At 62.8% G+C, this 12,786-nt stretch carries 14 protein-coding genes and 1 pseudogene; 7 read left to right on the top strand and 8 right to left on the bottom strand.

What is annotated here, in order from left to right; all coding sequences use genetic code 11:
* Positions 1-7: 7 nt before the first annotated feature.
* The 7 genes from NKH80_RS09235 to NKH80_RS09205 all read right to left on the bottom strand — a co-directional run bounded on the left by NKH80_RS09235 (position 8) and on the right by NKH80_RS09205 (position 5,912).
* On the bottom strand, positions 8-955 hold the full coding sequence (locus NKH80_RS09235) for a metallophosphoesterase family protein (protein ID WP_352476153.1): 948 nt from the start codon (positions 953-955) through the stop codon (positions 8-10).
* Positions 956-1,120: 165 nt separating this feature from the next.
* Positions 1,121-2,326: an aminotransferase class V-fold PLP-dependent enzyme gene (locus NKH80_RS09230; protein WP_352991137.1), complete on the bottom strand. Its 1,206-nt coding sequence runs from the start codon at positions 2,324-2,326 to the stop codon at positions 1,121-1,123.
* A 26-nt stretch (positions 2,327-2,352) separates the two neighbouring features.
* On the bottom strand, positions 2,353-2,811 hold the full coding sequence (locus NKH80_RS09225; RefSeq protein ID WP_352504994.1) for a RidA family protein: 459 nt from the start codon (positions 2,809-2,811) through the stop codon (positions 2,353-2,355).
* A 34-nt stretch (positions 2,812-2,845) separates the two neighbouring features.
* Entirely contained in the window at positions 2,846-3,640 is a 795-nt protein-coding gene (locus tag NKH80_RS09220) for an amino acid ABC transporter ATP-binding protein (protein ID WP_352489302.1), read from the bottom strand.
* Between the two features lie 4 nt (positions 3,641-3,644).
* Positions 3,645-4,295 carry an amino acid ABC transporter permease gene (locus tag NKH80_RS09215; RefSeq protein WP_352650810.1) on the bottom strand — a complete coding sequence of 217 codons (651 nt, stop codon included), beginning with the start codon at positions 4,293-4,295 and terminating at the stop codon, positions 3,645-3,647.
* 1 nt (position 4,296) lies between these two features.
* Positions 4,297-4,962, bottom strand: a complete 666-nt coding sequence (locus NKH80_RS09210; RefSeq protein WP_352650808.1) for an amino acid ABC transporter permease — start codon at positions 4,960-4,962, stop codon at positions 4,297-4,299.
* Between the two features lie 68 nt (positions 4,963-5,030).
* Positions 5,031-5,912, bottom strand: a complete 882-nt coding sequence (locus NKH80_RS09205) for a transporter substrate-binding protein (protein ID WP_352991134.1) — start codon at positions 5,910-5,912, stop codon at positions 5,031-5,033.
* Positions 5,913-6,040: 128 nt separating this feature from the next.
* Here NKH80_RS09205 and NKH80_RS09200 point away from each other — a divergent pair, with 128 nt between their 5' ends.
* Positions 6,041-6,844: an IclR family transcriptional regulator gene (locus NKH80_RS09200; RefSeq protein ID WP_352650806.1), complete on the top strand. Its 804-nt coding sequence runs from the start codon at positions 6,041-6,043 to the stop codon at positions 6,842-6,844.
* A gap of 32 nt (positions 6,845-6,876) precedes the next feature.
* Here NKH80_RS09200 and NKH80_RS09195 read toward each other — a convergent pair whose 3' ends face one another.
* Entirely contained in the window at positions 6,877-7,080 is a 204-nt protein-coding gene (locus NKH80_RS09195) for a YdcH family protein (protein ID WP_023678480.1), read from the bottom strand.
* 239 nt (positions 7,081-7,319) lie between these two features.
* On the opposite strand from NKH80_RS09195, the gene NKH80_RS09190 reads away from it, so the two are divergent.
* The 6 genes and pseudogenes from NKH80_RS09190 to NKH80_RS09165 all read left to right on the top strand — a co-directional run.
* Positions 7,320-7,499 (top strand): YdcH family protein, encoded by a 180-nt coding sequence (locus tag NKH80_RS09190; RefSeq protein WP_254816530.1) that lies wholly within the window; start codon positions 7,320-7,322, stop codon positions 7,497-7,499.
* Between the two features lie 207 nt (positions 7,500-7,706).
* Positions 7,707-8,960, top strand: coding sequence for a flavodoxin-dependent (E)-4-hydroxy-3-methylbut-2-enyl-diphosphate synthase (gene ispG, locus NKH80_RS09185; protein ID WP_352991130.1), 1,254 nt, complete (start codon positions 7,707-7,709; stop codon positions 8,958-8,960).
* 4 nt (positions 8,961-8,964) lie between these two features.
* The gene (locus NKH80_RS09180) at positions 8,965-9,819 is read left to right on the top strand and encodes a lytic transglycosylase domain-containing protein (RefSeq protein ID WP_352504997.1); all 855 of its coding nucleotides are present in this window, start codon (positions 8,965-8,967) and stop codon (positions 9,817-9,819) included.
* Between the two features lie 162 nt (positions 9,820-9,981).
* Positions 9,982-11,178, top strand: coding sequence for a phosphoglycerate kinase (locus NKH80_RS09175; protein WP_352991127.1), 1,197 nt, complete (start codon positions 9,982-9,984; stop codon positions 11,176-11,178).
* A gap of 140 nt (positions 11,179-11,318) precedes the next feature.
* On the top strand, positions 11,319-12,344 hold the full coding sequence (locus NKH80_RS09170) for a class I fructose-bisphosphate aldolase (RefSeq protein WP_352991124.1): 1,026 nt from the start codon (positions 11,319-11,321) through the stop codon (positions 12,342-12,344).
* A gap of 152 nt (positions 12,345-12,496) precedes the next feature.
* Positions 12,497-12,703: pseudogene (locus tag NKH80_RS09165) on the top strand (DUF899 family protein); the annotation flags it as partial.
* Between the last annotated feature and the right edge of the window lie 83 nt (positions 12,704-12,786).

The raw sequence follows: 12,786 nt of genomic DNA, 5'->3' as shown, positions 1-12,786 counted from the left end.
TTTCCCCTCAGGCCAGCGTGCTGTCGATGATGGCGAGGTCCTGCCCGCCTTGCTTGACCGTGACGCTGCTTGTGCCGAGCAGGCTGCGCAACTGGCCGGCAGGTACCGTCATCGGCCCGGGTGAGGCTGCGGTGCCCGGCGCCGGTTGCGGGAAAGCGGTCGAGCGCGCGGTATGAAAGGTGACGTTGCCTTCGACCTTCTGCATGATCTGGTGGATATGGCCGTTGAGTACGGTGACAGAGCCGAAGCGCTTGAGCAGGGCCAAGGCCTGCGCCGCGTCGTCGGTGCCCCAGCCCCATTCGGGATAAACAGCCCATAGCGGGATGTGGGCAAAGACGACGATTGGCGTCGAGGCGGTGACCGCCTTCAGATCATCGGCCAACCATGCCAACTGGTCGGCGCCGAGATTGCCCAGCCCGCCAGCCTTCAGGTTGACGACGTTGACCAGCCCGATGAAATGGACGCCGTTCTGGTCGAACGAATACCAGCCGGCGCCCTTGGTGCCCTTGCCGTAGCGGTCGAGATAGGCCTGGCCATTGCCGTCGTCGATCAGATCGTGCTCACCGGGCACATAATGTACGTCGAAGCCTGCGCCGCCGATGATCTGGGCAGCGTTGTCGAACTGCGCGGCTTTCGACAAATGGGTGATGTCGCCGGTGTGGATCATGAAAGCGGGCTTTTGCGGCAACGCCTGGATCTTGCCGATGGCCTCCTTCAGCGTGTCGATGGCGTGCGGGTTGGCAGCCTTGTCGAAGCCGATGTGGCTGTCGGAGATCTGGAGGAAAGTGAAGCCGGTGGCCAAGGCTTCTGCGGCTTGCGCCGCGCCGAGCAGGCTGAGCGAAACCGGCACGCCGGCCGAAATCGTCCACAGCACTCCCGTGCCGGCCCAGATCATGCATTCCAGTGCATGACGGCGGCTGATGCCGTCAGCTTCATTGTCGTGGTGGTGGGTCATACCGGTCTCCTGCAACGCCGGAATGGCGTCTGCATGGGAGACCAATGGGCGGGGTGGTTTATTCCGCCCGACGACCAAAAAGTCATTCACAGTGCCGTGATGGCGCACTGGCCCGATGCCAAGCCGGCGCTGGAAGGCACTGGCTCGACCACGTTCTGGCGATGTCTAGTCCGGCCAGCGCAAGGCCCCGGCGGACTGCTTGCGAGCGGGTTTCATCGCATCCGCGGGCCGATCGGCAGCACTCAGCACCGCCCGCAGGCTTTCGGCGACGATCTCCGCCTCGCCGGGATGAAGATTGCATGGATCGAGGAAGAAGTGACCGCGCTCGACCTCGTGGTTGCGCACGATGATGGGGGGCGAGCCCGCCGCCAGCGCCGAGGCAAGGCCGGCGGCGGTGAACCTGCTTTCAGGCGTAACAAACACCTGCAGGCGGTCGAGCGGATTGGCGGTCGGATCGGGAATGATATGCGCGGCGATACCGGGCAGTCCTTGCAATGCGTCTTTCCACAGATGCAGGGCGGCTTCCTCCCGCTGACGGATGCCGGCATGGTCGCGCCGCTCCCAGGCTTCCAGGGCCGCCATGGTGCCGGCAATGCTTTCCTTGCCGACCTTCATCGCCCGCGCAACGCCACGATTCTGGAGATAGGCGGCCCGCACCAGATCCTTGCGCCCCGTCACGATGCCGCTTGTCGGTCCGCTGAGGAACTTGTGCCCGCTATAGACGACGATGTCGGCGCCGCGTGCGAGAAAGCCGCGCAGGTCGTATTCGGAGGCGGCGTCGACGATCACCGGCACGCCCTTGGCGTGGCAGATCTCGCAGAACTCCTCGAGCGAAAGCATGCCGTATTGCACCGTGTGGTGCGCAACTACGCAGAGGCCGGCTGCGGTGCGGTCGCGGATCGCGTCGCGCACATGATAATCCTGCGTCACGCTGACCGTGCCGGCGGGTATTGTCTTCGCCCCGGCCAACCGGATCGACTGGTCGATCGGCGCGCCGTAATTGACGATGTGACCGAGCTGGACGATGACCTCCGACTTGAGGCCCTCAGTGTCGTCCGGCAGCCGCTCGATCGCAAGAAGGCTGGTTCCGGTCATCGCGCCGGCAATCGCCATGGTTATGCCGCTGGCGCAGCACGCGGTGATGAAGCCGGCCTCGCCGCCGGTGAGGCGTGCAATCACAGTACTTGCGGCGCGCTGCAGATCGTCCATCTCGACCCATTGCGAGGCGATTTCCGACATTGCGGCAATCGCTTCTGGCACGATGATCGAAGCGCCGAGCGCCGTCATCGTACCGGAAACATTGATGATCGGGCGAAGGCCAAGCCGTTCGCGCATTGTCGTGTTGGAACGGTCAGCGGCATAGGTCGTCATCTCTGCAGATCCTGTTTCGAACGATTTCAGGCGATCTCGACGACCGCCTCGATTTCAACTGTGATGTTGCCCGGCAGCGAGCCGACACCGATTGCCGAGCGGGCATGTCCGCCGATCTTATCAAAGACGGCCGCGAAAAGATCGGAACAGCCATTCACCACCTTGGGGTGCTCGCTGAATGTCGGCGTCGCATTGACAAAGCCAAGCAGCTTGACGACGCGCACGATGCGGCCGAGGTCGCCGGCCGCCGCATGCATGACGGCGAGCAGGTTCAGGCCGGTCAGACGCGCATGCCCATAGGCCTCTTCAACGCTGACGTCGTCGCCGACCTTGCCGGTGCAGAGCGCGCCGTCGGCGCGCAACGGCCCCTGGCCGGAGAGGAAGATCAGCCGTCCGCTCTCGGCATAGGTGACGAAGTTGGCGATGGGCTTCGGCGGCTCGGGCAGTGTCAGGCCCAATTCCGCGAGCCGGATGTAAGGCGTCATAAAAGCTCCTTGCGACAGCTTTCGCCGTCCGATGTCAAAAATGCGAGGCGCGAAACCGCGCCAGGAAGCTGCGAAGGCGTTCATTGTCGAACCCCGCCGCCAGAATCTCGGCGGGTGGTCCGACGGCGCTGACGCCGCCGTCCGCCATGAAAACGATGCGGCTCGATGCATCGCGTGCAAAAGCCATCTCATGCGTGACCATCAGCATCGTCATGCCGTCTTCGGCGAGGCTGCGAACGACCTCGAGCACCTCGCCAACCAGTTCGGGGTCGAGCGCCGAAGTTATCTCGTCGAGAAGCAGTATCTTCGGCTCCATCGCCACCGCGCGGGCGATGCCGACGCGCTGCTGCTGGCCGCCGGACAGCTCGGCCGGCAGGCTGTCGGCCTTGTGGGCGAGGCCGACCCGGCCGAGCCAGTGCTCGGCAATAGTGCGGGCCTCGGCATTGCTCTTGCCGCGCACCTTGCGCAGGCCAAGCATGATGTTGCCGGCGGCAGTCAAATGCGGAAACAGATTGAAGCTCTGGAACACCATTCCGGTCTCGGCTCGCATCGCCGCCAGGTCGCGCTCGCTGCGTCGCTGGCGTGTTCCCGTCTCGCGATAGCCGACCTCCTTGCCATCGATACGGATCGAGCCGCTGTCGTAGCTCTCCAGGAAGTTGACGCAGCGCAGCAGCGTGGTCTTGCCGCTGCCGGAAGGGCCGATGACAGTCACCACTTCGCCGCGTGTCACCTTGAGACTGACCGAGCGCAGGACCTCGACGGATCCAAAGGCTTTGGAAACCTCGGAGACATCGAGAAGTGCCGGATTCTGGTGCGAGGCATTGGACATCTTGCTATTCCCGGATGAATGAGAAACGCTGCTCCAGCCGCCGGCTGGCCAAGGAGAGGGCGTAGTTGACGGCGAAGTAGACGAGCGCACCGAGAATGTAGAGCGGCATCGCCTCATAGGTGCGGCCGATGACCTGGTTGATCGCCTGCATCAGGTCGGTGATGCCGAGCAGCGAGACCAGCGCGCTGCCCTTCACCGCGTCGGTCACGCCATTTATCCAGGGTGGCAGGAAGCGCCTGAACGCCTGCGGAAAAATGACGTAGGCCAGCCGCTGGCGAAAGGTCAGTCCGATCGCCATCGCCGCCTCGGACTGACCCTTGGGAATCGAGCCGACGGCGCCCCTCAGATATTCGACCACCTGTGCGGTCTTGAAGAGGGTGAGGGCGAGTACGGCCGCCCAAAAGGATTCCAGATGCAGCCCCACCGCGGGCAGGCCGTAATAGACGAAGAAGATCAGCACCAGGATCGGAATGCCGCGTATGGTGTCGCTGAAGATGCGCACTGCCCAGCGCAGCGGAGCCGGACCGTAGACAAGGCCGACGCCCATCAGCACGCCGGCGATGAGCGATAGCACCACGACCAGCAGCGACACCCACAAGGTTACCGCAAAGCCCTGGGCGAGGAACGGCAAGGCGTAGATGATCTGGCTCAGCATCTCAGCGCGCCGCCTTGAACCGGCGCTCGACCAGCCGCAACGCGAAAAGCAGTGCATAGCCGGTCAACAGGTACATCGCCGTCACCACCAGATAGACCTCGACAATGCGGAACGTGTTGAAGTTGATCCACTGGGCGCCGTAGGTGAGCTCGGGTACCGAGATGACCGATGCCACGGACGTGTCCTTGAAGAGCGATATGAATGTGTTGGAAAGCGCCGGCAGCGTTATGCGCAGCATCGTCGGCAGGCGCACGTGGAGCAGCCTTTGCCATGGCGTCAGGCCGATTGCCTTGCCGGCGTCGAGCTGTCCGCGCGGCACCGCCTCGAGCCCCGAGCGAAACACCTCGACCAGGTAGGCGCCGCTGTAGAGCGATAGCGTGGCAATAAATGAGGTTTGCGCACTGTAGGCAATGTCGATCACCGTCGGCAGGCCGTAGAAGACCAGATAGACGAGCAGGATCAGCGGCACGTTGCGGATGAACTCGACATAGGCCGCGATGATGGTCCGCACCGCACGTCCGGCCGATACGTACCAGACCGCCAGAACGAGCCCGATGACGATGCCGATCGCGATCGAGATGACGGCCAGTTCGAGGCTTAACAGCAGTCCGCCCCAGAGCTTGTCGAAATGCCGCCAGATCAGGTTGAAGTTGAGGGTATAACCCATGCATCCCCGTCATAGAGGGCTGTGATGAGAGGGGGGCGGAAGGACGTTTGTCCTTCCGCCTGCTTGCATCAGATGACCGGGAAACCGGGATGGCGGGCCGGCGGCTCCTGTCCGAAATAATCCTTGAACGCAGCGTCGTAGAGTGCCGTTTCATGGCCGAACATGGCGATGGTGAAGGTCTGGTTGACGAAGGTCAGCCAGTCGAGGTCGCCCTGCCGCAGTGCGGCGCCATAAAGCATCGAGAACCAGCTCTTGCCGGCATCGAAGTATTTGTCCGGATTGCGCGAGGCGAGCCAGCGGACCGTTGACAGATCAACCGCGGCAGCGTCGACGCGCTTGGATTCCAGGGCCTGCAGCACGTTGGCCTGCGTGTCTATCTGCATCACCTGCGACTCCGGCAGCACGATATGCACATTTGCCTCGGCATCAACGTTTTGCAGGATGGAAATCCGGGTCGCCGAACCGGCGGCAAGCAGCTTGTCGAAGGTCTTGATTTCGGCGTTCGGAAGGGTCAGCAAGGCGATGCCTTCGACGTAGTAGGGCCTGGAGAAGTGGATCAGCTGCGAGCGCTGGGCGGTCATGGTCATGAACTGGATGGTGATGTCGACCTTGTTGGTGGTCACGTTCGGAATGCGCTGAGCCGGATCCTGCATGACGAATTCGACTTTGGTCGGGTCGTCGAAGAGCCCCTTGGCGAGAATGCGACCCATGGTGATGTCCATGCCCACCAGTTCGCCGGCGTCGTTCTCGAAATGCCAGGGCGCATTGGTGCTGCCGGTGCCGACGATCACCTTGCCGCGCTCGAGGACGGTGCGCAGCAGGCTGTCCGGCGCTGCCTGGGCCGCCGCTTTCTGAACGTCGACCGCGGTAGCGGCGCTCATCACTCCGGCCGTTGCAAGCCCGGCCATTCCCAGTTTCAGAAATTCACGTCTTTTGGATGTGTCGTTCACGGCGACCTCCTTTCGTGTTGTGTTCCCCTTTGGACCAGCGATACAGGCATCGGTTGCAACTGATGTAATTGTCTCTTACAAGAGACGCCTGTACTCTGTACAAGACAGATTAACATCAGGGATCGATAATGCAAGATGGCAACGCCTTGGCCGCTCGACCGGACGTCGGATTGGACGAGGACAAGACCTCGGGCTCTCGGGAGAAGGGTCTCAACCGGGTTCTCCAGATTTTGGAGTTTCTCCACACGACCCAGCGCGCGATCGGCGTTGGCGACCTTGCCAAAGGAGTGAACGCGCCGCGTTCGACGACTTATACGCTGGTGCGCTCGCTGGTCGACGCAGGCCTGCTTGAGATGGCCGGAGACGGCAATCGGGTCTATTTCGGAAAGAAGCTTTATCTCTACGGAATGGACTATGTGCGGGGCAACGACCTGCTCAGGCGAGGGCGCCAGGAAGTCGACCATCTGTCGCGCGAGACCGGCGAGACCTCGGAGCTGTGCATGCTGCAAAGCGGCCGCTACACCATCGTCCATTCAAGCCCGGGAACGAGGCCATTCAGGATCAGTTCGGCGACGGGTCTGCAAATACCGCTTCCCTGGACAGCTTCCGGGCGGCTGCTCCTCGCCGGGTTCGACAGGGCGGCGATCGAGGATATGGTCTCGGAAGACGATCTCGTGCTGCCGGACGGCCGCAGGTTGCGGCTCGACGATTTCATAGCCGACATCGCCGTCGCCAAGTCGGCCGGCTACTGCGTCACCTCCGGCCTTGTCGATGCCTACACGAAATGCCTGGCCGCGCCGGTCTTTTCCGCGCCGGGCAGGGTCGAGGCGACGATGTGCCTGGTGGTTCCCATCGATACCTCGACCGAAAAGACCGATGACCTGATAGCGCTGTTGCGCGAGCGCGCCGCACGGCTTTCGATCGCGGCATAGCGCTTTTCCAGCAGGCCGGCGCCGGCGTTCGTTCAAGCAATAATGTCTGGAATGATCTTGTCTTCCAGCGCCATCAGCCTGTCCTTCAGGAAAAGCTTCTTTTTCTTCATGCGCTGGATCTGCAGCGGGTCGCAATTCATGGCGATCATCGCATTGATGGCCGCGTCGAAATCGGCGTGTTCCTGCTTCAGCCGGGAATATTCGAGGCGGATATCAGCCTGTTCCTGATCGGACATTTTTACCGTCTGCACGTCTGCGGCGCCCAAACACTGGGCCTGATTGGGCGGGACCGGGGCCTTCTTGCACCGGCGCGCAGCCCATACCACATTTCACATTGTCGTGGAATGCTACCACGCAGCATTCGACATCGGTGCTCGATGGTGGCACACTGTCATTATGCCGTCACAGAAGCGAGCCTGCGGTGGACGTGCCTTGGCGGCTGCAATCGAGGAAACCATGAAAGGGAGAACCAATCATGTCTCTTGCATCCCATCTTGATGAGCTGCAGCGGAAACACGGCGACATCGAACGGGAAATCGACGATGCGATGGCCCATCCATCGGTAGACGACCTCGAAATCGTGAATCTCAAGCGGCGCAAGCTGGCGCTCAAGGACGAGATTGAAAAACTGAAGGCGAAACCGACGACGCACTGAAGCCCTTCCAGGACTAGAAGCGCGCGCCGCCCGGCGCGCGTCTCTTTCCGGTGGCATATCGCTATGCTGCCGGAAATGGTCATGGATTCGCGGCAAGCTGCCGTCTTGTCATTTCCGATTTGCTAGGCCTGCGCGCCAGTCGCCATTGACAAGCCATCTTTGCTCCTCCACCTCATGCCCGGACCTTCAAGATTAAAGGCAGCCGGCATGACCGGATATTTTTCCTCACCCTTCCCACGCCGCAGGTCGGTCGGTGTCGATGTCGGCGGCGTGATTGTCGGCGGCGGCGCGCCGGTCGTCGTCCAGTCAATGACCAACACCGACACGGCCGATGTCGATCAGACGGTCGCACAGGTGGCGGCGCTGCATCGCGCCGGCTCCGAGATCGTGCGCATAACCGTCGATCGCGACGAAAGCGCTGCCGCCGTGCCGGCCATCCGCGAGCGGCTGGAACGACTCGACATCGACGTGCCGCTGGTCGGCGATTTCCACTATATCGGCCACAAGCTCCTGGCCGACCACCCGGCCTGCGCCGAGGCACTGGCCAAATACCGCATCAATCCCGGCAATGTCGGCTTCAAGGACAAGAAAGACCGGCAGTTCGCCGCGATCGTCGAGATGGCGATCCGATACGACAAACCGGTACGCATCGGCGTCAATTGGGGTTCGCTCGACCAGGAGCTGCTGACCCGGCTGATGGACGACAACCAGGCCCAGGGCTTTCCGCTGACCGCCCAGGAAGTGACGCGCGAGGCAATCGTGCGGTCGGCAATCCTGTCGGCCGAAATGGCTGAAGAGATCGGCCTTGCCCGCGAGAAAATCATCCTGTCGGCCAAGGTCAGCGGCGTGCAGGATCTGATCGCCGTCTACACCGAGCTTGCCACCCGTTCCGACCATGCGCTGCACCTCGGCCTGACGGAGGCGGGCATGGGCTCGAAAGGCATCGTCGCCTCGTCCGCGGCCATGGGCATCCTGCTTCAGCAGGGCATTGGCGACACCATCCGCATCTCGCTGACGCCGGAGCCAAACGGCGACCGCACGCGCGAGGTGCAGGTGTCGCAGGAGCTGTTGCAGACCATGGGCTTCCGGCAGTTCGTGCCGATCGTTGCCGCCTGCCCGGGCTGCGGGCGCACAACTTCGACCGTGTTCCAGGAGCTTGCCCAGAACATCCAGGCCGACCTGCGCAAGAACATGCCGGTGTGGCGCGAACAATATCCCGGCGTCGAGAACCTCAAGGTCGCGGTGATGGGTTGCATCGTCAACGGTCCGGGCGAATCCAAACACGCCGATATCGGCATTTCGCTGCCCGGCACCGGTGAGACGCCGACCGCCCCGGTGTTCGTCGACGGCAAGAAGGCGGCGACCCTGCGCGGCCCGTCGATCGCCGCGGATTTCGAGAAAATGGTTTCCGACTACATCGAACGGCGGTTTGGGCAACACGGCAAAGCCGCGGCGGAGTAGTTCCATGCGGCGTTTGCTTGGGGCGACGCTGGTTGTCATTTCCGGGCTGGGCTGGGCGGCGGCCGTCCAGGCCGATCCGCCGCGGCCCGCCAAGCAGAAGCTGATCGATCGAGTTTGCGATCTTATCGAGACGCATGCCGACCAGAACGGCCTGCCCCGGGATTTCTTTGCCCGGCTGATCTGGAAGGAGAGTCGTTTCGATCCCAACGCGGTCAGCCCCGTCGGCGCGGAGGGTATCGCCCAATTCATGCCGGGCACCGCCAAGATGCGCGGGCTCGCCAATTCGTTCGATATCGAGCAGGCTATCCCGGCCTCGGCAAAATATCTCGCCGAAATGAAGACCGGCTTTGGCAATCTGGGCCTCGCCGCCGCAGCCTACAATGCTGGCGAGAGCCGGGTGACGCGCTGGCTGAATTCCGGCGGATTCCTCCCGATGGAGACCGAAAGCTACGTCCTGGACGTTATGGGCGAGCCGGCCGACAAGTTCACCGATGCCGCGTACGCCGGCGTCATCCGGCCGCTCGACAAGAAGGCGAGTTTCGCTGCCGCTTGCCGCGAGCTGCCGGTGATCATGTCCAGAACCGTGCCGATGTCGTCGATCAACATCAAGCCGTGGGGCGTGCAGGTGGCCGGCAATTTCCGTCGCGCCGCGGCGCTCAATCAGTGGAGCAACGTGAAGCGCCGGTTTCCAGCCTTGCTCAGCGGTCGCGATCCGGTGGTCAGCCGGGTACGCACACCGATCGGCAGACGCGGCATCTATGCGGTGCGGATCGGCGCCGACACTAAAGCCAAGGCCGACGATATTTGCCAGAAACTGCACAGCGTGGGCGGCGCCTGCATCGTGGTGCGCAACCGGTAAGGCCATATGTCGGTGCGTTTCGCGCCATTGCTGCCCATCTCGCTCCTCGTGGGCACTTCGTCCTCGACACGTGAATCATATTTTCCGTGAACCGTTAGCCAGGTCTTGCATCGTCGTCGATGCGGGGTAAGGTCCCCGCGATTTTTCGCGAAAGGGATCAGCATGGCCGGCTTCAAGACACTGGACGACATCGGCAATATCAGCGGCAAGCGTGTGCTGGTGCGTGTCGACCTCAACGTTCCCGTCACCGAGGGCAAGGTCACCGACGCCACCCGTATCGAGCGCATTGCACCGACCATCGCCGAGCTTTCCGGCAAGGGCGCCAAGGTCATCCTGCTTGCCCATTTCGGCCGGCCCAAGGATGGACCGGTGCCCGAATTCTCGCTCGAGCCGATCGCCAGGGCGACGGCGGACGTGCTCGGCCGCCCCGTCGGCTTTGCCGCCGACTGCATCGGCGACAAGGCCGCAAATGCCGTTGCTACCATGAACGGCGGCGACGTGCTGCTGCTCGAGAACACCCGCTTCCACAAGGGCGAGGAGAAGAACGACCCGGCCTTCACCGAAAAGCTCGCCGCTAACGGCGACATCTTCGTCAACGACGCCTTCTCCGCTGCGCACCGTGCCCATTCGTCGACAGAAGGGCTGGCGCATGCGCTGCCGGCCTTCGCTGGGCGCACCATGCAGGCCGAACTCGATGCGCTGGAAAAGGGGCTTGGCAATCCCGCCCGCCCGGTTGTCGCCATCGTCGGCGGCGCCAAAGTCTCGACCAAGATCGACCTGTTGATGAACCTTGTGAAGAAGGTCGACGCGCTGGTCATCGGCGGCGGCATGGCCAATACGTTTCTAGCGGCGCGCGGCACCGACGTCGGGAAATCCTTGTGCGAGCATGATCTCGCGACCACCGCCAAGCAGATCATGATCGAGGCGGCCGAGGCCGGCTGCGCCATCATCCTGCCCGCCGACGGCGTCGTCGCCAGGGAGTTCAGGGCCGGCGCCGCCAACGAGACCGTCGCCATAGCAGACGTGCCGGCCGACGGCATGATCCTCGATGTCGGCGCAAAGACCGTGAAAACCATTGCCGAATGGATCGACCGCGCCGCGACGCTGGTCTGGAACGGGCCGCTCGGCGCTTTCGAAATCGAGCCATTCGACCACGCAACGGTGGCGACGGCCAGGCACGCGGCAGCGCGCACCAAGGCCGGCAGACTGGTCTCGGTCGCTGGCGGCGGCGACACGGTGGCGGCGCTCAACCATGCCGGCGTCAGCGATGATTTTACTTATGTATCGACGGCCGGCGGCGCTTTCCTCGAATGGATGGAAGGCAAGCCCTTGCCCGGCGTCGACGTCTTGAAGCGCTGAGCGCGACCGCAAGAGCAGCGCGAAGGAGTGCGCCCGCGACTTTCAATCGATTCGCGCTTGTTTGACGAAATGGTTCGACTTGAACCTGCGTTGCTCTGGTGGTCTGCTGGGCGCGGATCAATTCTTTCAGGAGAAGCACGATGAGCGAACGTCTCGAGGACATTGCCGCCGCGATGGTGGCCGATGGCAAAGGCTTGCTGGCGGCCGACGAAAGCTCCGGCACCATCAAGAAACGCTTCGACGTCATCGGCGTCGAGTCGACCGCCGACAGCCGGCGCGATTATCGCGAGATGATGTTCCGCGCCAGCGAGGCAATGACCAAATACATTTCCGGCGTCATCCTCTATGACGAGACCATCCACCAGAAGGCCGCCGACGGCACGCCGCTGGTCGACATCATCAAGGCAACAGGCGCCGTCCCCGGCATCAAGGTCGATGCCGGCGCCAAGCCTCTGGCCGGCTTTCCCGGCGACACCATCACCGAAGGCCTGGACGGCCTGCGCGAACGCCTCGCCGACTATTACAAGCTCGGCGCCCGCTTTGCCAAATGGCGCGCGGTGATCGACATCGATGTTTCCAAGGGCGTGCCTTCCGCCACCTCGATCGCCTCGAACGCCCATGCGCTCGCCCGTTACGCCGCGCTTTGCCAGGAAGCCGGCATCGTGCCGATCGTCGAGCCGGAGGTGCTGATGGACGGCGCCCACGACATCGACACGTGCTACGAGATCAGCAAGGCGACACTGACAAAGTTGTACGCCGAGCTCTATGCGGCCCGCGTCGCGCTCGAAGGCACCATCCTGAAACCGAACATGGTCCTCGCCGGCAAGAAATCGGGCAAGGTCAGCAGCCCCGAGGAAGTTGCCGAAAGGACCATAAAACTGTTCCGCGAGACGGTGCCGGCGGCGATTGGAGGCATCGCCTTCCTTTCGGGCGGACAATCGGACGAGGAGGCGACCGCCAACCTCAATGCCATCAACGCCATCGGCCCGCATCCGTGGAAGCTGACCTTCTCCTATGGCCGCGCCTTGCAGGCCGCTCCGCAGAAGGCCTGGGGCGGCAAGGCAGCGAACGTCGCCGCCGCGCAGGCCGCCTTCGCCCATCGCGCCCACATGAATCATCTGGCAGCGCTTGGACAATGGCAGCCGAAGCTTGAGCAAGCCGCCTGACCGAAGACATCTTGCGTTTCTCCCGACCCGGGCCACGTGCCCGGGTTTTTGTTTGAAAGCAGCAAGGGCTGCAATTTTCCTGCAACTGAAATGCAGCCCGGTGTCGGTATTGCTCGCTGCCGAACGTCCTCCGTGAAAAGAGGAGCAGACCTATGCCAAACAACAAGACCGTTTCGCAGGAAGACTGGTTTCAGGCGCACAAGGCGCATCTGGCGCGCGAAAAGGAATTGACCCGCTTTCGCGATCGTGTCGCCGCCGAACGCCGCGAACTGCCGTGGTTGAAGATCCGCAAGGACTACGTCTTCGAAACCGAGCAAGGGCCAAAGAAACTGCCCGACCTGTTTGGCGGCAACAGCCAGGGTCAGGACTCATTGATCCAGAAGATGAAGGCTGCAGCGAAGGCGATCGCCGACAGGAAGGTGTGAGCACATCGGTCGTATCT

Origin of the sequence: Mesorhizobium sp. M0904 (assembly GCF_040319475.1) — a bacterium.
In the GTDB taxonomy this organism is placed as follows: domain Bacteria; phylum Pseudomonadota; class Alphaproteobacteria; order Rhizobiales; family Rhizobiaceae; genus Mesorhizobium.
Note: the sequence above shows the minus strand (reverse complement) of the source record. Positions and strands in the feature narration are given on the sequence as shown.